General features: G+C 72.5%; 15 protein-coding genes. 4 read left to right on the plus strand and 11 right to left on the minus strand.

The genetic code is table 11. The features are described from left to right. Window positions 1–3: 3 nt before the first annotated feature. Together ACIPYQ_RS02620 and ACIPYQ_RS02625 are read right to left on the minus strand one after the other, a co-directional pair. The gene (locus ACIPYQ_RS02620; RefSeq protein ID WP_401245455.1) at window positions 4–921 is read right to left on the minus strand and encodes an ACP S-malonyltransferase; all 918 of its coding nucleotides are present in this window, start codon (window positions 919–921) and stop codon (window positions 4–6) included. An 89-nt stretch (window positions 922–1010) separates the two neighbouring features. Then, complete coding sequence (locus tag ACIPYQ_RS02625; RefSeq protein ID WP_327413786.1) at window positions 1011–2228, minus strand: helix-turn-helix domain-containing protein; 1218 nt, start codon at window positions 2226–2228, stop codon at window positions 1011–1013. 93 nt (window positions 2229–2321) lie between these two features. Here ACIPYQ_RS02625 and ACIPYQ_RS02630 point away from each other — a divergent pair, with 93 nt between their 5' ends. Then, complete coding sequence (locus ACIPYQ_RS02630; RefSeq protein WP_401245458.1) at window positions 2322–2975, plus strand: pirin family protein; 654 nt, start codon at window positions 2322–2324, stop codon at window positions 2973–2975. Here ACIPYQ_RS02630 and ACIPYQ_RS02635 read toward each other — a convergent pair. Further along, window positions 2972–3790 (minus strand): serine hydrolase domain-containing protein, encoded by an 819-nt coding sequence (locus tag ACIPYQ_RS02635; protein ID WP_361769436.1) that lies wholly within the window; start codon window positions 3788–3790, stop codon window positions 2972–2974. The two genes, ACIPYQ_RS02630 and ACIPYQ_RS02635, sit on opposite strands and share 4 nt — an antisense overlap. Before the next feature lie 78 nt (window positions 3791–3868). Between ACIPYQ_RS02635 and ACIPYQ_RS02640 the strand changes: the two genes are divergently transcribed. Beyond that, a complete protein-coding gene (locus tag ACIPYQ_RS02640) occupies window positions 3869–4252 on the plus strand; it encodes a MerR family transcriptional regulator (RefSeq protein WP_401245460.1) in 384 nt (127 codons plus the stop codon). Next, window positions 4249–5268, plus strand: a complete 1020-nt coding sequence (locus tag ACIPYQ_RS02645) for an aldo/keto reductase (protein WP_401245462.1) — start codon at window positions 4249–4251, stop codon at window positions 5266–5268. The genes ACIPYQ_RS02640 and ACIPYQ_RS02645 overlap by 4 nt, the downstream gene beginning before the upstream one ends. Window positions 5269–5297: 29 nt before the next feature. Here ACIPYQ_RS02645 and ACIPYQ_RS02650 read toward each other — a convergent pair whose 3' ends face one another. The 6 genes from ACIPYQ_RS02650 to ACIPYQ_RS02675 all read right to left on the minus strand — a co-directional run bounded on the left by ACIPYQ_RS02650 (window position 5298) and on the right by ACIPYQ_RS02675 (window position 10524). Continuing rightward, complete coding sequence (locus ACIPYQ_RS02650; RefSeq protein WP_401245464.1) at window positions 5298–6209, minus strand: ABC transporter permease; 912 nt, start codon at window positions 6207–6209, stop codon at window positions 5298–5300. Next, on the minus strand, window positions 6206–7093 hold the full coding sequence (locus tag ACIPYQ_RS02655) for an ATP-binding cassette domain-containing protein (protein ID WP_401245466.1): 888 nt from the start codon (window positions 7091–7093) through the stop codon (window positions 6206–6208). The genes ACIPYQ_RS02650 and ACIPYQ_RS02655 overlap by 4 nt, the downstream gene beginning before the upstream one ends. Continuing rightward, window positions 7090–7476 carry a GntR family transcriptional regulator gene (locus ACIPYQ_RS02660; RefSeq protein WP_401245468.1) on the minus strand — a complete coding sequence of 129 codons (387 nt, stop codon included), beginning with the start codon at window positions 7474–7476 and terminating at the stop codon, window positions 7090–7092. The genes ACIPYQ_RS02655 and ACIPYQ_RS02660 overlap by 4 nt, the downstream gene beginning before the upstream one ends. Window positions 7477–7572: 96 nt before the next feature. Continuing rightward, entirely contained in the window at window positions 7573–8418 is an 846-nt protein-coding gene (locus tag ACIPYQ_RS02665; protein WP_401245470.1) for a DUF4429 domain-containing protein, read from the minus strand. Between the two features lie 67 nt (window positions 8419–8485). Next, window positions 8486–9634, minus strand: coding sequence for an alpha/beta hydrolase (locus tag ACIPYQ_RS02670; RefSeq protein ID WP_401246086.1), 1149 nt, complete (start codon window positions 9632–9634; stop codon window positions 8486–8488). A gap of 218 nt (window positions 9635–9852) precedes the next feature. Further along, a complete protein-coding gene (locus ACIPYQ_RS02675; protein WP_401245472.1) occupies window positions 9853–10524 on the minus strand; it encodes a TetR/AcrR family transcriptional regulator in 672 nt (223 codons plus the stop codon). A gap of 386 nt (window positions 10525–10910) precedes the next feature. Here ACIPYQ_RS02675 and ACIPYQ_RS02680 point away from each other — a divergent pair, with 386 nt between their 5' ends. Continuing rightward, window positions 10911–11306 (plus strand): peptidase inhibitor family I36 protein, encoded by a 396-nt coding sequence (locus ACIPYQ_RS02680; RefSeq protein ID WP_401245474.1) that lies wholly within the window; start codon window positions 10911–10913, stop codon window positions 11304–11306. Here ACIPYQ_RS02680 and ACIPYQ_RS02685 read toward each other — a convergent pair. Further along, window positions 11287–12168 carry a potassium channel family protein gene (locus ACIPYQ_RS02685; protein ID WP_401245476.1) on the minus strand — a complete coding sequence of 294 codons (882 nt, stop codon included), beginning with the start codon at window positions 12166–12168 and terminating at the stop codon, window positions 11287–11289. The genes ACIPYQ_RS02680 and ACIPYQ_RS02685 overlap by 20 nt on opposite strands. A 142-nt stretch (window positions 12169–12310) precedes the next feature. Continuing rightward, the gene (aceE, locus tag ACIPYQ_RS02690) at window positions 12311–15043 is read right to left on the minus strand and encodes a pyruvate dehydrogenase (acetyl-transferring), homodimeric type (protein WP_361769404.1); all 2733 of its coding nucleotides are present in this window, start codon (window positions 15041–15043) and stop codon (window positions 12311–12313) included. Window positions 15044–15412 lie beyond the last annotated feature (369 nt).

Here is a 15412-nt window from a genome sequence, read left to right on the forward strand (position 1 = left end):
CTCTCAGGCCGTCAGTTCGGCGACGAGCGCCGCGGCCTTGTCGAGATCGTCCGGGGTCTTCAGAGCCACGCTCGGTACGCCCTTCAGCGCGCGCTTGGCCAGACCCGTCAGGGTGCCACCGGGGCAGAGCTCGATGATCCCCGTGACGCCCAGTTCGGCGAACGTCTCCATGCACAGGTCCCAGCGGACCGGGTTCGCGACCTGGCCGACCAGGCGGGCGACGACGTCGGCGCCCGTGGTGACGACAAGGCCGTCCTTGTTCGAGACGTACTTCAGCACTGGGTCCGCCGGGGAGAGGGCCTCGGCGGCCTTCTCCAGCGTGGCCACCGCGGGGGCCATGTGGTGCGTGTGGAAGGCGCCCGCGACCTTGAGGGCGACGACCTTCATGGAGCCTTCGGGCTTGTCGGCCTCCAGAGCGGCGATCTGCTCCATGGTGCCGGCGGCCACGATCTGGCCCGCGCCGTTGATGTTGGCCGGGGTCAGGCCCAGCTTCTCCAGGTGGGCGACGACCACGTAGCGGTCACCGCCGAGGACCGCGGCCATGCCGGTCTCGGTGACGGCGGCGGCCTCGGCCATGCCGAGCCCGCGGGTCCGGACGAACGACAGCGCGTCGGCCTCGGACAGTACGCCGGCGTAGGCGGCGGCGGTGATCTCGCCGACGCTGTGGCCCGCGACGGCACCGAAGGTCGGGGCAGCCGGCAGCGCCGAGGCGGACAGCAGGCCCGCGGCGACCAGCAGGGGCTGGGCCACGGCCGTGTCGCGGATCTCGTCGGCGTCGGCGTTCGTGCCGTAGTGGGCAAGGTCCAGCCCGATGGCGTCGGACCAGGCGGCGACGCGGTCAGCGGCACCGGGGAGGTCGAGCCAGGGAGTCAAGAAGCCGGGCGTCTGAGCGCCTTGGCCGGGAGCGACGAGTACGAGCACCCTCACACTCTCTCTTGTGGATGGTCCCGGCCGCCCGTGGGGACAGGGACGAAGAACCGTCGGGGTAATTGTTGATGTCCGACAAAAGTCTAGGACTGGAGATCGCCGTCGGCCAGACGCCCGAGAATCAGGGCGATTCGCAGCGTGAACGCCGAGCGGACATCGGAGGGTGACCACCCGGTGACGTCGGTCACACGTCGCAGCCGGTAGCGCACCGTGTTGGGGTGCACGAACAGCATCCGTGCCGCCCCTTCGAGGCTGCTCGCCTGCTCCAGGTAGACGCTCAGCGTTTCCAGCAGCGCAGACCCGGCCTCCTCCAGTGGTCTGTAGATCTCCTCCACCAGTTGTTCCCTGGCAGCGGGATCGGAGGCGATCGCGCGTTCCGGCAGGAGATCGTCCGCAAGAACCGGACGCGGGGCGTCCTGCCAGGCCGTGCAGGCCTTCAGCCCGGCCGCCGCGGCCTGCGCCGACTTCGTCGCGTTCAGCAGGTCGGAGACCACCGGGCCAGCCACCACCGGACCGGCCGCGAACGGCCCGATCAGCGACTTCGCCACCTGCATCGGGTTGTCGCTGCCGCCCGCGATGACGACCAGCCGGTCCCCGAGCACTCCGGTGAGGACCTGCAGCTTGTGGTGGCGGGCCGCGCGCCGGATCGCCTCCACCGTCAGCTCGCTGTCCCCCTCCGGCGCGGTGCCGAGCACCACGCACACGTGCTCGGGGGAGTTCCAGCCCAGCGCCGCCGCCCGGGAGAGTGCACCCTCGTCGGCCTCGCCGGACAGCACCGCGTTGACGACCAGGGACTCCAGCCGGGCGTCCCACGCCCCGCGCGCCTCGGCGGCCTGCGCGTACACCTGGGCCGTCGCGAACGCGATCTCCCGGGCGTACACGAGCAGCGCCTCGCGCAGGATCTGCTCGTCGCCGGGAGCCGCCACCTCCTCGATCGCGGTCTCCATGACCTCGATCGTGGTGCGGACCATCTCGACGGTCTGGCGCAGGGTGATCGCCCGGGTCAGCTCGCGCGGAGCCGTCCCGAACACGTCGGTGGAGATCGCCTGCGGGGTCTCCGGGTGCCGGAACCACTCGGTGAACGCGGCGATGCCGGCCTGCGCCACCAGGCCGATCCAGGACCGGTTCTCGGGTGGCATCGCCCGGTACCACGGCAGGGTCTCGTCCATCCGCGCGATCGCGTTGGCGGCGAGCCGGCCGGAGGACTTCTCCAGTCGGCGCAGCGTCGCGGTGTGCGGATGGGCGGGAGCGGGATGCGCGGCGTGTGTGGCGGGGGAATGCTCACGTTCGGGTTGGGGCACGTGACAAGACTGCCTTATCGGGACGGGTGCGCGGAGTCCGGTACCGGGCCGGGCCCGCGACCCCGTGCCGCGACTGGGTCTACCGTGGCCCCCATGATTGATGTACGCCGAGGCGCCGACCGCTACGAGGGCGGGGACCCGGCCGCCGGGATCACCACCCGGCACGCCTTCTCCTTCGGGTCCTTCTACGACCCGGACAATCTGCGCTTCGGCCCCGTCCTGGCCTGCAACGAGGAGGTCCTCGCCGCCGGCGCCGGATTCGACGAGCACCCGCACAGTCACACCGAGATCGTGACCTGGGTCGTCGAGGGAGAGCTCACCCACCAGGACAGCACCGGCGAGAAGGGCCTGGTCCGGGCCGGGGACGTGCAGCGGCTGAGCGCCGGGTCCGGCGCGCGGCACGTGGAGCGCAACGACGGCGCCGGACGGCTGCGCTTCGTGCAGATGTGGCTCGCGCCCCTCGCCGCGGGCGGCGATCCCTCGTACGAGGTGGTCCGGGACATCGCCGACGGCACTCCCTACGAGGTCCCCGCGGCCGGCGCCGTCCTGCACGTGCGGCGGCCCGGCGCAGGCGAGCGGGTGGCCGTGCCGGCGGCGGAGCGGGTGTACCTGCACGTGGTGCGCGGCGACCTGCGCCTGGACGGGCAGGAACTGGGCCCCGGGGACTCGGTGCGGATCACCGCCGAGCGGGACCTGGAGATCACCGCCGGGTCCCCGGGGGAACTGCTGATCTGGGAACTGCCCTAGGCCGCGCGCAGTTCGGCCAGGACCGCGTCCGTGAACGGGGTCCAGGCGGCCACGGCCCACGGGCCGAAGGCGCGGTCCGTCAGCGCCACGCACGCGGCGCGCGCGTCCGGGTCCACCCACAGGAAGGTGCCGGCCTGGCCGAAGTGGCCGAAGGTGCGGGGCGAGGAGGACAGGCCCGTCCAGTGCGGGGACTTGCCGTCGCGGATCTCCATGCCGAGGCCCCAGTCGTTGGGGGACTGGTGCCCGTACCCCGGCAGGACGCCCTTGAGCCCGGGGTGCACGACGGAGGTGGCCGCGGCGACCGTGCGGACGTCCAGCAGCCGGGGAGCCTGCAGTTCGGCGGCGAAGCGCAGCAGGTCGGACACGGTGGAGACGCCGTCCTTGGCGGGCGAGCCCTCCAGGGTGGTCCGCTCCATGCCCAGCGGCTCGAAGACCGCCTGGTGCACGTACTCCGCGAAGGGGATGCCGGTGGCCTTGGCGATGTGGTCGCCGAGGACCTCGAATCCGGCGTTGGAGTACAGCCGGCGCTCGCCGGGCGGGGCCGACACCCGGTGCTCGTCGAAGGCCAGGCCGCTGGTGTGCGCGAGCAGGTGACGGACCGTCGACCCCTCGGGGCCGGCCGGCTCGTCCAGCTCGATCGCCCCCTCCTCGTACGCGACGAGGGCGGCGTACGCGGCGAGCGGCTTGGTGACGGAGGCCAGCGCGAAGCGGTGGTCGACGGGCCCGTGGGCGCCGGCGAGGCTCCCGTCGGCGCGTACGACGGCCGCCGCGGCCGTGTCCACCGGCCAGGTCTCGATGATCCGCAGGCTTTCCATGCCGTTGCCGGCCTCCATGCTCTCCATGCGGCCGAGCCTACTTGCTTGGAGTGCACTCCAGGGTTTTAGCGTGGGGTCATGAGCCAGAGCCTGACGCAGACGCGGTACACGATCAGCGAGGTCGAGGCCCGGACCGGTCTGACCCAGCACACCCTGCGCTGGTACGAGCGGATCGGCCTGATGCCGCACGTGGACCGCTCCCACGCGGGACAGCGGCGTTTCACCGACAAGGACCTCGACTGGCTGGCCTTCGTGGGCAAGCTGCGCGCCACCGGGATGTCGGTGGCGGACATGGTCCGCTACGCCGAACTGGTCCGTGAGGGCGCGCACACCGTCGGGGAGCGCCGTGAGCTGCTGGAGCGGACGCGGCACGAGGTGCGGGCGCGGATCTCGGAGCTTACGGACGCGCTGGCCGTACTGGACTACAAGATCGACATCTACTCGGGGAAGGCACAGCCATGACGGAAGCCACGAAGATCGACCAGGTCGAACTCGGCAAGGGCGGCCCGCTGGTCGGCGTCCAGGGCCTCGGCTGCATGGGCATGAGCGAGTTCTACGGGGACACCGACGAGGCGGCCGCCCGCGCGACCCTGGACGCGGCGCTGGCCGCCGGGGTCACCCTCTTCGACACCGCGGACATCTACGGGCGGGGGCGCAACGAGGAGTTCCTCGCCACGTTCGTGGCCGCGCACCGGGAGGAGATCACCCTGGCGACGAAGTTCGCCATAGAGCGCACCGACGACCCCGCCTACCGGGGCGTGCGCAACGACCGCGCGTACGTCCGCCGGGCCGTCGAGGACAGCCTGCGCCGCCTCGGCGTGGACGTCATCGACCTCTACTACATGCACCGGCGCGACCCCGCCGTGCCGCTCGCCGAGTCGGTCGGCGCCATGGCGGAGCTGGTGCGGGAGGGCAAGGTGCGCCACCTCGGGCTCAGCGAGGTCACCGGCGCCGAACTGCGCGAGGCGCACGCCGTCCACCCGATCGCGGCGCTCCAGTCGGAGTGGTCGCTCTTCAGCCGGAGCGTGGAGCGCAGCGCGGTGGGCGCGGCGGCGGAGCTGGGCGTGGCGCTGGTGCCGTACTCCCCGCTGGGCCGGGGCTTCCTGACCGGCGCCTTCGCCGACGCCACCGCGGAGCTGTCGCAGAACGACTTCCGGCGCCACCAGCCGCGGTTCACCGGCGAGAACGCGAAGACCAACGCGGCGCTGCTGGCCCCGGTCCGGGAGATCGCCGGGGAGCTGGGGGCGACCCCGGCGCAGATCGCCCTGGCCTGGGTGCAGCAGCGGGCGCAGGTGCACGGGCTGACCGTGATCCCCATCCCGGGTACCCGCAAGCCGGGCCGGCTGGGCGAGAACACCGCCGCGACCCGGATCACCCTCACGCAGGCGCAGCTGGCCCGCCTGGAGCCGATCGCCGCCCAGGTCGCGGGCGACCGCTACCCGGACATGAGCGCGACCTCGGAGGCCCGCGAGGGCTAGGAGCGGGTCTCCCGGGCGTCGGGTGCGCCTCAGCGGAACCGGGTGCGCAGGACCGCGAAGGCCGCCCAGAGGGCGAGGGCGGCCAGGGCCAGGACCGCCGCCGTCTCGATGGACTGGGTCGGCCAGTAGTGCGAGGCCGGGTGGTGGTCGACGTACCACCCGGTCACGTTCAGGTCGTCGGGACACCCGCTGAGGTTGTGGGTCCGCTCGAAGCAGGCCCACTCGGGCAGGCGCCCGCCCGAGGCCGTGGTGAGTCCGAGGTCCATCATGAGGGCGTCGCCGATGAACGGCGGCCCTCCCGCGGTCGGCCCGGTCACGGTCCGTACGGGCAGGAAGGACCACCGCAGGGCGCCGAGCGCCGCCATCACCAGGCCGGTGACGAGCCCGGTGACCGCCATGGCGGCGAGCGTGCGCCGTACGAGCTGGCCGACGAGGGCTCCGACGGCCACGCCCAGGAGGCAGTACGCGACGAGCACCGTGCCGAGCGATTCGTACGGGCCCCGGTCCGCCCACGAGAACCGGTACGTGCCTTCGAGCGGGGCCCAGCCGAGCCGGTAGACCCCGGCCAGGGCGATCGAGCAGGCCACCGCGGCCGCCGCCGCCACCGTGATCTTCGATGCGAGCCAGGCCCTCGGTGTCGTCGACTGGGTCAGGGCGAGGCGGTAGGTGCCGCTCTCCAGCTCGCGGGCGACCATCGGGCCGGCGACGAAGGCCCCCACCAGCAGGGGCAGGAGCAGCATCCCCTTGCCGCCGTAGTCCATCGCCACCCGCAGCGGGCCGTCCGGGACGGTCCAGAGCAGGCGGGCGGGGTTGCCCGCCCACCAGCGCAGCGCGCTGACGACGGCGAGGCTCGCGGCGACCGCGGCGGGCAGCGCCCACAGGGCGCGCCGGTGCTGGCGGACCGTGACCCAGCGGGGGCCCTTCAAGATCGGCACGCTCATGCTCGAGCCCCCTCGGCGGCGAAGGGACGGATGGTGAGGGCCGGAGCGTCCGGAGAGCGCAGGTGGGCGAGCAGGACTTCCTCCAGGGACGGGTGGGCCGTGTGCCAGGTGTCCGTGTCGACCGGGCCGCTCAGCCTCGCGAGGGCGGTCAGCTGGCGGCCCGCCGTGCGGGACTCGACGACGGTGTGCACGGCGAGGTCGGTGAGGGCCGTGGCGGGCCCGGTGAGCAGGCTGTGGGCCGCGACGACCTCGTCGACGGGGCCGGAGAGGCGGATCCGGCCGCCGTCGACGAGCAGCAGGTGGTCGCAGGCGCCCTCCAGCTCGGTGAGGATGTGCGAGGACATCACCACGGACGTGCCGTTCTCGGCGGCGTCGGCCATCAGCGTCCCCATGAGCCGGTGCCGGGCGAGCGGGTCGAGATCGACCATCGGTTCGTCCAGCAGGAGCAGGGCGGGGCGCTTTCCGAGGGCGAGGGCCAGGGCGACCCGGGTGCGCTGGCCGCCCGAGAGGGTCCGGACCCTGGCACCGCGGTCGAGTCCGCCCTCATCGACGATCCGCTCGGCGCTCTTCGCGTCCCAGCGGCCCGGGTTGAGCTCGCGGCCCATGCGCAGGGTCTCGTCGACGGTCAGCTGCGGGTAGAGGGGTTTGTCCTGGCCCACGTAGGCCGTCTCCTCGCGCGGCGGCGCGTCGATGGTTCCCTCGGTCGGCCGGAGCAGTCCCGCCGCGAGGGCCAGCAGGGTCGACTTGCCGGCTCCGTTGTGGCCTACGAGCGCGCAGACCCGCCGGGCGGGCAGCTGGAAGGAGCAGTCGCGCAGCGCCCAGCCGCGCCGCCGTCCGTAGCGCACCCCGAGCCGGGACGCCTCGATCACCGGATCGTCCGTCACGTGTCTTCCCCCTTGAAGTGTTGGTCCAGTACCGATGTGAAGAGCGCGGCCACGTCGTCCCGTTCCAGCCCGGCGGCGTGCGCGCGCCGTGCCCAGTCGGCCAGTTCCGCCCGCAGGGGGGAGTCGGCCGGGGCGCTGCCCAGGGACTTCCGTACGAAGGTGCCCATGCCCCGCCGCCCTTCCACGAGGCCCTCGCGCTCCAGTTCCCGGTAGGCCTTGAGCACGGTGTTCGGGTTGATGGCCGTCGCCTCGACGACCTCGCGCGCGGTGGGCAGCTTGTCGCCCGGTTCCAGGAGGCCAAGGCGCAGGGCCTGCTTGGTCTGGTGGACGATCTGCAGGTAGGTGGCCATGCCGCTGCGCCGGTCGATGCGGTACTCGAGCACGTGCAGCACCCTTTCACTAGTTAAGTAGTGAAAGGGTGCTGCACGGAACGGACGATGTCAACGGGCCCCTGTGCCCGGCGTGTTGGTGAGGTCCCCCTAGGACCGGAAGCGGTCCAGCAGCTCCACGTACTCGGCGTCCGTGAGGAGCCCCGCACTGTGCAGCTCGTCCAGGTGCCGCATCCGGTCGCCGCCGGTGCGGGCCGCCGGGACCGAGTTCACGGCGCCGACCCGGGCGCGGCCGCGCACCGCGGCCAGGACCGCGGCCGCGAACGGCAGCGACTCGTGCACCGCCCCGTAGCCCACGCCGAAGACGGCAGCCGTCAGGTCGTGGTCCGGGCGCGGATCGGAGGGGGTGTCCCGCACGTGGAGCCTCAGGTGGCCGCCCGGGCCCTCCGGGGAGCACCACTCGACGCCGGTGAGGGAGGCCAGCGGGACGCGCTGGTCGCCGGCCTTCCACTTGGTGCCGGTGGCACCCGTACGGGACCAGTGGAAGGTGACCGCCGATCCGTCGAAGTCCACCCGGGCGTCGAACGCCTTCAGGTGGACCGGCGGCTGCGCCGCCTCGACCAGGAAGCGGTCGGCCGGCTCGGCGGTATCCGGCCCCAGCCGGGACCGCAGGGCGTCCGCGAAAGCGGCGGCGTGCGGTGCCCGGTCGCCCGGCAGCACCAGCCGGTACGGGTCGCAGTTCTCCTTCAGCTGCCCGGCGGCGGCCTCGATCAGCGGATCCGCGCCCGGCCGCGGGACGGCACGCAGAACCACCGTGTCCCGCTTCCCGGCGGTCACGGTCACCTCGGACACCGCTTCGAAGGGGATCCGGCGCGATCCGAGGGCGTGCAGGAGCCTCGGCACTCTCGGCGTTCGTATCCCCCGTGAGAAGCGGATGAGCACCGAGTCCGAGTCGAACTCCCAGACGGCATGATTTCCGGCCAGTACGTCACCCATGCGGCACATCGTAAAGGGCGGCGCCCCCGCGCGTCGCCCCTCGGTGCCGGGCCCGTTTTTCGCGCCTCTACGCGCGTCGGTCCGCCTCTGTCCCGGAAATTCCACGTCGGCAGGCGTCGTCCCCGGTCGCGCAGACAACGGAAGCGAACGCGCCGGTTCCGATCTTGGCGAAGTTCTCCACCGAGTCCGTATCTGGCGCGAAATAGCCGGTGTGACTCCGGGCCCTGGCCGAGGACAGCAGCCGCGCCCCGAACTCCGGGGACACCGGGTCGGCGCCGTGACCCACCCCGCCGACCTCCAGGTGCGGTACGTCCGCGATCCAGTCGCCCTCGTCCCGCGTCGCCCAGACCCGGGCCGAGGTGCGCAGGCCCTCGACGTTCGGAGCGCGCATCCCGGGGCTGCCCGCCACCACCACGTCCGTCACCCGGGCCGGCAGCTCGTGCGCGGCGACCCCGCACACCACCGATCCGTAGCTGTGGCAGAACAGCGCCACGCCCGAGCCCCCGGGCAGGGACGTGGTCAGCGCCTTCAGCCGGACCGCACCCTCGACGGCCATCCGGCCCGTGGCGGCGTCCATGCCCACCCCGGCGGGCGCGGTGTAGCCGGCCCAGGCGATCACCGCCGTCCGGCCGTCCGGCGCCGCCGCGCGCTGCGCCGCGTACAGGGACTCGGCCATGCCGACGGGTGAGGTCAGGCGGCGCTGGGTGCGCTCGAAGGTGAGTGCGTCGGTGTCGACACCGGGCACGATCACCGAGACCCGGCGGGCCCGGTCGAGGTCACCGAAGACCTCGGCCACGCGGCCGCCGCCGGTCGGATCGAAGGCGAGGATCTGTCGTCCGGGGGCGGCGAGCGAGGCGAAGCGGTGGGAGCGCCGGATGGCCTCCGCCCGGTCGGCCGGGGTCAGGGACACGTCCCGGCTCCGGGCGTCCTCGACCCCGCGGGCATGCTCCAGGCCGTGCAGGTTGGCCCGGTAGCGGGTGGCGACCGGAACCCCCTCCAGGTTGCCCACGACGAAGGGATAGCCGTCGGCGAGCCGGGCCCGCTGCGCCCCGTCGAGAGCCGCGAAGTACCGGGCCACCGTCCGTACGGGGGCGTCGGCGGGCGGTACCGGCCGGCCGTCGATCCTGGCCTTGGCCCAGGCCTGGAGCGCGGCGGCCCGCAGTGGGGTGCCCCCCTCGGGCCGGTGCACGGCCGTCCAGCCGGTGGTCGCCAGCATGATGAAGACCACCGCCAGCGCGAGCAGTGCGCGCAGGGCGGCAGGGCGCGGGTCGGCGCCTGGGACGGGGGGATGGGCGAGGCCGGACAGATTCACTGGGACCAGCGTAGGAGACCTCCACCGGCCGTGGCGCCCTGGGTGACAGGACTCACGGCCGACCGTGGGACCCCTTACGGAACGCGGGTGATCCGCTACAACTCCCCGGGGAGTCCCGGCGATCAGGCCCCGGCGGCCTCCGGACGCCAGCTCGCGGCCAGCGACGGGCCGATGCGGTCGAGGTAAGCCTCCGTCAGCCGCCGGATCGCGGCCACGCTGGTGTCCTCCCCCTGCCCCCAGAGCCGCCCCGTGACCCGCATCACGCCGCAGAACGCGGCGACGGCCACCCGTGGCCGCGGATCCGCGTCCACGTCCAGGCCCTCGCGGGCGGCGATCAGCAGGGAGATCCGTTCCTCCAGCTCGGTGGAGCGCCGCAGGTGGACGGCGAGCAGGGCCGGGGTGCACTCGATCAGCCGGTAGCTGCGCATGTAGAGGTCGACCGGGACCACGTCGGCGAGGGCCTCCTCGACGGTGTCCCAGGCGGCGAGCGCCGCGCCCCGCATGGCCTCCAGGGGGCCCTCGGCGGCCGGCCGGGCGTGCAGGGAGGCGACGAAGTGCGCCTCGGTCAGATCCTGGACGGCGAAGACGACCTCCTCCTTGTTGGCGAAGTAGCGGAAGAAGGTGCGCTGGGACACGTCCACGGCGTCGGTGATCTCGTCGACGGTGGTGCGCTCGTAGCCCTGGGAGAGGAAGAGCCGCAGCGCGGCGCGCAGCAGCGCGTTCCGGGTGCGGCGCTTCTTGCGTTCCCGCAGTCCGGGCACCGGTGCCGCCGGCGCCGACCGCTCGTCGATCATCACTCCGGGGCTCCCTTCCGACGCCGAGTGGGCGGTCAGCGTACCGGTGACCGGCGGGCCGCGACCGTCGCGTTAAGCCGTTTGCGAAGGGCCGTTCCGCCGTCCCGGGCCCGTGCGTGCGGCCGGCCGCGCATGACACGTTCGGGTCGGCCGCCGTCCGGGGCCCCACCCCTGCCGGGGCGGGCGCGGGCGCGCTCCGACAGCTCCCGGAAGCGTCAACTCCGTACGTACGACGGCCCCGCCGGACGGTTCCGGCGGGGCCGTCGCCTATCCGGGTGGACCCGCCCGGGGCCCCTTCCGCCCGCCCGTCACCGCAGGTCAGCGTGGTGTCTGCGAGGCCCCGGAATCGGTCCGGGCGCCCGCCGTCCACAAGGAGTTGACCCGTCATGCGTACGTGTGGAACCACGCGCGTCACCACCGTCCTGGCCGCGACCGTCCTGGCCCTCACCGCCCTCATCCCGAGTACCGTCACCACGGCCCAGGCCGCGGGCCCGCCGGCCCTCGGGGCCTGCGCGACCGGGCAGCTGTGCCTGTGGGCGAAACCGGAGTTCAAGGGCACCAAGCGGACCCACGAGCTCAGCACCCTGGCCGTCGACAGCTGCACCGCGCTGCCCGCCGGGACCAGCGCCCAGTCGCTGAGCAACCGCACCGGGCGGCCGGTGACCACGTACCAGTCGGCGGAGTGCGCGGAGACCGGCGAGTTCCAGACCTACCCGGGCGACGGGGTCTGGCTGCCCCAGTCGCCCTACCAGGTGCGGGCGTTCAAGGTGTGGGAGAGGTAGCTTCCCGCTGCGCCGGGGCGCTCGGCTGGTCGGGCGCGGTCACGGTCGCAGGCGCGGTCGCGGTCGCAGGCGCGGTCGCAGGCGCGGTCGCGGGCGAGGTCGGGGTGCCGGTCGCGGCCCCGGCCCCCGCCGTGGCCGCCGTGCCGCCCAGCCGGGCGACCTCGCCGCGCAGCGCCCGCACCTCCTCACGGAGCTCCCGGATGGCCGCCAGCTGGAGCCGCTCCACCTGGTCGTCGCGCTCGAAGCGGGAGATGAACCAGGCGGCGATGTTGGCGGTCACCACACCGAGCAGGGCGATCCCCGACAGCATCAGGCCCACGGCCAGGACCCGGCCGAGTCCGGTGGTGGGTGAGTGGTCCCCGTACCCGACCGTCGTCATCGTGGTGAACGACCACCACACGGCGTCGCCCAGGTTCCTGATGTTCCCGTCCGGGGCGTCCCGCTCCACGCTCAGCACCGCCAGCGAGCCGAACATCAGCAGCCCCACGACCGCCCCGGCCACGTACGTCGTCAGCCGGATCTGCGGGGCCATCCGGGCCCGCCGGCCCACCAGCATCAGCGTGGCGACCAGCCGCAGCAGCCGCAGCGGCTGCACGAGCGGCAGCACCACGGCGGCCAGGTCCAGCCAGTGGGTCCGGACGAAGTGCTTGCGGTTCGTCGAGAGGCCCAGCCGCACCAGGTAGTCGAGGGCGAAGGCACCCCACACCAGCCACTCCACGTGGGAGCAGGCCCGGTGCACGTCCGAGGTCGCGTCGGGGGCGACGATGGGCACGGCGTACGCCACGGCGAAGGCCACGGCGAGCACCAGCAGCGGAGCCTGCGTACGGCGTTCCCACTGCACCTGACGGGAGGGTTCCTTCATGCCGAGCATCGTAAGCAACGCGTAAAGAAACGCGGGCCCCGGCCGGAGCCGGGACCCGCGCGGGACCGCACGCCGTGCGCGGGAGGCGGGGCGGACCGGGACCGTACGGCCCGCCCTCACCCCGCCGGGCCCGCCGCAGGCGTCAGGCGTCTCCGCCCGCCGCGCCCGGGTCGGCAGCCGCCACGTCCAGCAGCTGGTACCGGTCGACGGCCTGCTTCAGCACCGAACGGTCGACCTGACCGGTCTTCGCGAGCTCGGTGAGCGTCGCCAGGACCACCGACTGCGCGTCGATGTGGAAGAAGCGCCGGGCCGCGCCGCGCGTGTCCGCGAAACCGAAGCCGTCCGCGCCCAGCGAGGTGTACGGGCCGGGCACCCAGCGCGAGATCTGGTCCGGGACCGCCCGCATCCAGTCCGAGACCGCCACGAACGGCCCCTCCGCACCCGACAGCTTCCGCGTCACGTACGGAACGCGCTGCTCCTCCTCCGGGTGGAGCAGGTTGTGCTCCTCCGCCTCGACCGCCTCCCGGCGCAGCTCGTTCCAGGAGGTCGCCGACCAGACGTCCGCCCGGACGTTCCACTCCGCGGCCAGGATCCGCTGCGCCTCCAGCGCCCACGGCACCGCCACGCCCGAGGCCATGAGCTGCGCCCCGACGATGCCGGAGGTGCCCCGCGACACCCGGTGGATGCCCTTGAGGATGCCGTCCACGTCGACGTCCGCCGGCTCGGCCGGGTGCTGGATCGGCTCGTTGTAGACGGTCAGGTAATAGAAGACGTCCTCCGCCTCCGGCCCGTACATGCGCCGCAGACCGTCCTGGACGATGTGCGCGATCTCGTAGCCGTAGGCCGGGTCGTACGCCACGCAGCCCGGGTTCGTCGAGGCCAGCAGCTGGGAGTGACCGTCGGCGTGCTGCAGGCCCTCACCCGTCAGGGTGGTCCGCCCGGCGGTCGCGCCGAGGACGAAACCGCGCGCCAGCTGGTCGGCCATCTGCCAGAACTGGTCACCCGTGCGCTGGAAACCGAACATCGAGTAGAAGACGTAGACCGGGATCAGCGGCTCGCCGTGCGTCGCGTACGCCGAACCCGCGGCGATCAGCGAGGCCGTGCAGCCCGCCTCCGAGATGCCGTCGTGCAGCATCTGGCCGGTCGGCGACTCCTTGTACGCGAGCAGCAGGTCGCGGTCGACCGCCTCGTACTGCTGGCCCAGAGGGTTGTAGATCTTGGCGCTCGGGAAGAACGCGTCCATGCCGAAGGTGCGGTACTCGTCGGGCGCGATCAGCACGAACCGCTTGCCGATCTCCTTGTCCCGCATCAGGTCCTTCAGGATGCGGACGAAGGCCATCGTGGTGGCGATCGACTGCTGGCCCGAGCCCTTCTTGGCCGCCGCGTACGTCGCGTCGCCGGGCAGCTCCAGCGGCTTGGCGCGCACCACCCGGGTCGGCACGTAGCCGCCCAGCGAGCTGCGCTGGTCGTGCATGTACTGGATCTCAGGGGAGTTGCGGCCCGGGTGGTAGTACGGCGGCGCCCCGCCCTCCAGCTGCTGGTCGGTGATCGGGATGTGCAGGCGGTCGCGGAAGCGCTTGAGGTCGTCGACCGTCAGCTTCTTCATCTGGTGCGTCGCGTTGCGGCCCTCGAAGTTCGGGCCGAGCGTCCAGCCCTTGACCGTCTGCGCCAGGATCACCGTCGGCTGGCCCTTGTGGGCCTTGGCCGCCGCGTACGCCGCGTAGACCTTCTTGTGGTCGTGCCCGCCACGGCCCAGGTGCTGGATCTGGTAGTCGGTCATGTTCGCGACCATCGCGCGCAGCCGCTGGTCGTCCCCGAAGAAGTGCTCACGGATGTACGCGCCCGATTCGGTGGCGTACGTCTGGAACTGCCCGTCCGGGGTGGTGTTCATCTTGTTGACCAGGATGCCGTCGCGGTCCTGGGCCAGCAGCGGGTCCCAGGAGCGGTCCCAGATCAGCTTGATGACGTTCCAGCCGGCCCCGCGGAACTGCGACTCCAGCTCCTGGATGATCTTGCCGTTGCCGCGCACCGGGCCGTCGAGCCGCTGCAGGTTGCAGTTGACCACGAAGGTCAGGTTGTCCAGGCCCTCGCGGGCGGCGATCGACAGCTGGCCGAGCGACTCCGGCTCGTCCATCTCGCCGTCGCCGAGATACGCCCAAACGTGGGACTTGGAGGTGTCCGCGATCCCGCGCGCCTCCATGTACCGGTTCATCCGGGCCTGGTAGATCGCACCGAGCGGGCCGAGGCCCATCGAGACGGTCGGGAACTCCCAGAAGTCCGGCATCAGCCGCGGGTGCGGGTAGCTGGAAAGGCCGTACGGGGCCTTCGACTTCTCCTGGCGGAACGCGTCGAGCTGCTGCTCGGAGAGCCGGTCCAGGAGGTAGGCGCGGGCGTAGATGCCGGGGGAGGCGTGGCCCTGGAAGAAGATCTGGTCGCCGCCGTCGCCCTCGTCCTTGCCCCGGAAGAAGTGGTTGAAGCCCACGTCGTAGAGGGAGGCGGAGGAGGCGAAGGTGGCGATGTGGCCGCCCACCCCGATCCCGGGACGCTGGGCGCGCGAGACCATCACGGCCGCGTTCCACCGGGTGGCGTTCAGAACCTTGCGCTCGATCTCCTCGTTGCCGGGGAAGAACGGCTCGTCCTTGGTGGCGATCGTGTTGACGTAGTCCGTGCTGCGCATCTCGGGCACGGCCACGCGCTTCTCGCGAGCCCGCTCGATCAGCCGCAGCATCAGGTAGCGGGCGCGTTCACGTCCCCGCTCGTCGACTGCGGCGTCCAGGGAGTCGAGCCACTCCTGCGTCTCCTCCGGATCGAAGTCCGGGACCTGACTCGGCAGGCCGCCAATGATGATCGGATTGCGATCGGATGCGGAAGCCACGCTGTTCCTTCGCTGTCGGGGGAGTCGTGCCTTGGGTGCGGCGCCTCCCATGCTCTTACGCTCGACCGAAATCTTCATCTTTACCACCGGGTAATGGCCGGAAGATCGGTGGCGGGTCCGGACAAAACGCGATCTTACGCCCGAGCCGGGCGCCGGCCCCGGGAGACCGTCCGTCGCTCAAACAGGTAGGAAAGCAGTCGAGGGCCGCCGATGATGCCGAATGAGCTGGAATGGTGTGGGATGAATCACCAGAGGTCCACACGGGAAGGCTGAAAGTTGCGGCGAGACGGCCGCAATCGTCACCGTTTCGACGGTCTCGGCGGCCGGGTACTTGCGCGATCCGCCGCGCCCGTGTGGACTACGCCCAAT

The sequence above is a fragment of the Streptomyces sp. NPDC090045 genome (assembly GCF_044747975.1).
In the GTDB taxonomy this organism is placed as follows: Bacteria; Actinomycetota; Actinomycetes; order Streptomycetales; family Streptomycetaceae; genus Streptomyces.

Excerpts from the sequence above, each read along its gene's own strand:
- ACIPYQ_RS02680 (WP_401245474.1), top strand. The coding sequence starts at position 10,911 with ATGCGTACGTGTGGAACCACGCGCGTCACCACCGTCCTGGCCGCGACC.
- ACIPYQ_RS02640 (WP_401245460.1), top strand. The coding sequence starts at position 3,869 with ATGAGCCAGAGCCTGACGCAGACGCGGTACACGATCAGCGAGGTCGAG.
- ACIPYQ_RS02675 (WP_401245472.1), bottom strand. The coding sequence starts at position 10,524 with ATGATCGACGAGCGGTCGGCGCCGGCGGCACCGGTGCCCGGACTGCGG.
- ACIPYQ_RS02650 (WP_401245464.1), bottom strand. The coding sequence starts at position 6,209 with ATGAGCGTGCCGATCTTGAAGGGCCCCCGCTGGGTCACGGTCCGCCAG.
- ACIPYQ_RS02665 (WP_401245470.1), bottom strand. The coding sequence starts at position 8,418 with ATGGGTGACGTACTGGCCGGAAATCATGCCGTCTGGGAGTTCGACTCG.
- ACIPYQ_RS02685 (WP_401245476.1), bottom strand. The coding sequence starts at position 12,168 with ATGAAGGAACCCTCCCGTCAGGTGCAGTGGGAACGCCGTACGCAGGCT.
- ACIPYQ_RS02635 (WP_361769436.1), bottom strand. The coding sequence starts at position 3,790 with ATGGAAAGCCTGCGGATCATCGAGACCTGGCCGGTGGACACGGCCGCG.
- ACIPYQ_RS02645 (WP_401245462.1), top strand. The coding sequence starts at position 4,249 with ATGACGGAAGCCACGAAGATCGACCAGGTCGAACTCGGCAAGGGCGGC.
- ACIPYQ_RS02670 (WP_401246086.1), bottom strand. The coding sequence starts at position 9,634 with ATGCTGGCGACCACCGGCTGGACGGCCGTGCACCGGCCCGAGGGGGGC.
- ACIPYQ_RS02630 (WP_401245458.1), top strand. The coding sequence starts at position 2,322 with ATGATTGATGTACGCCGAGGCGCCGACCGCTACGAGGGCGGGGACCCG.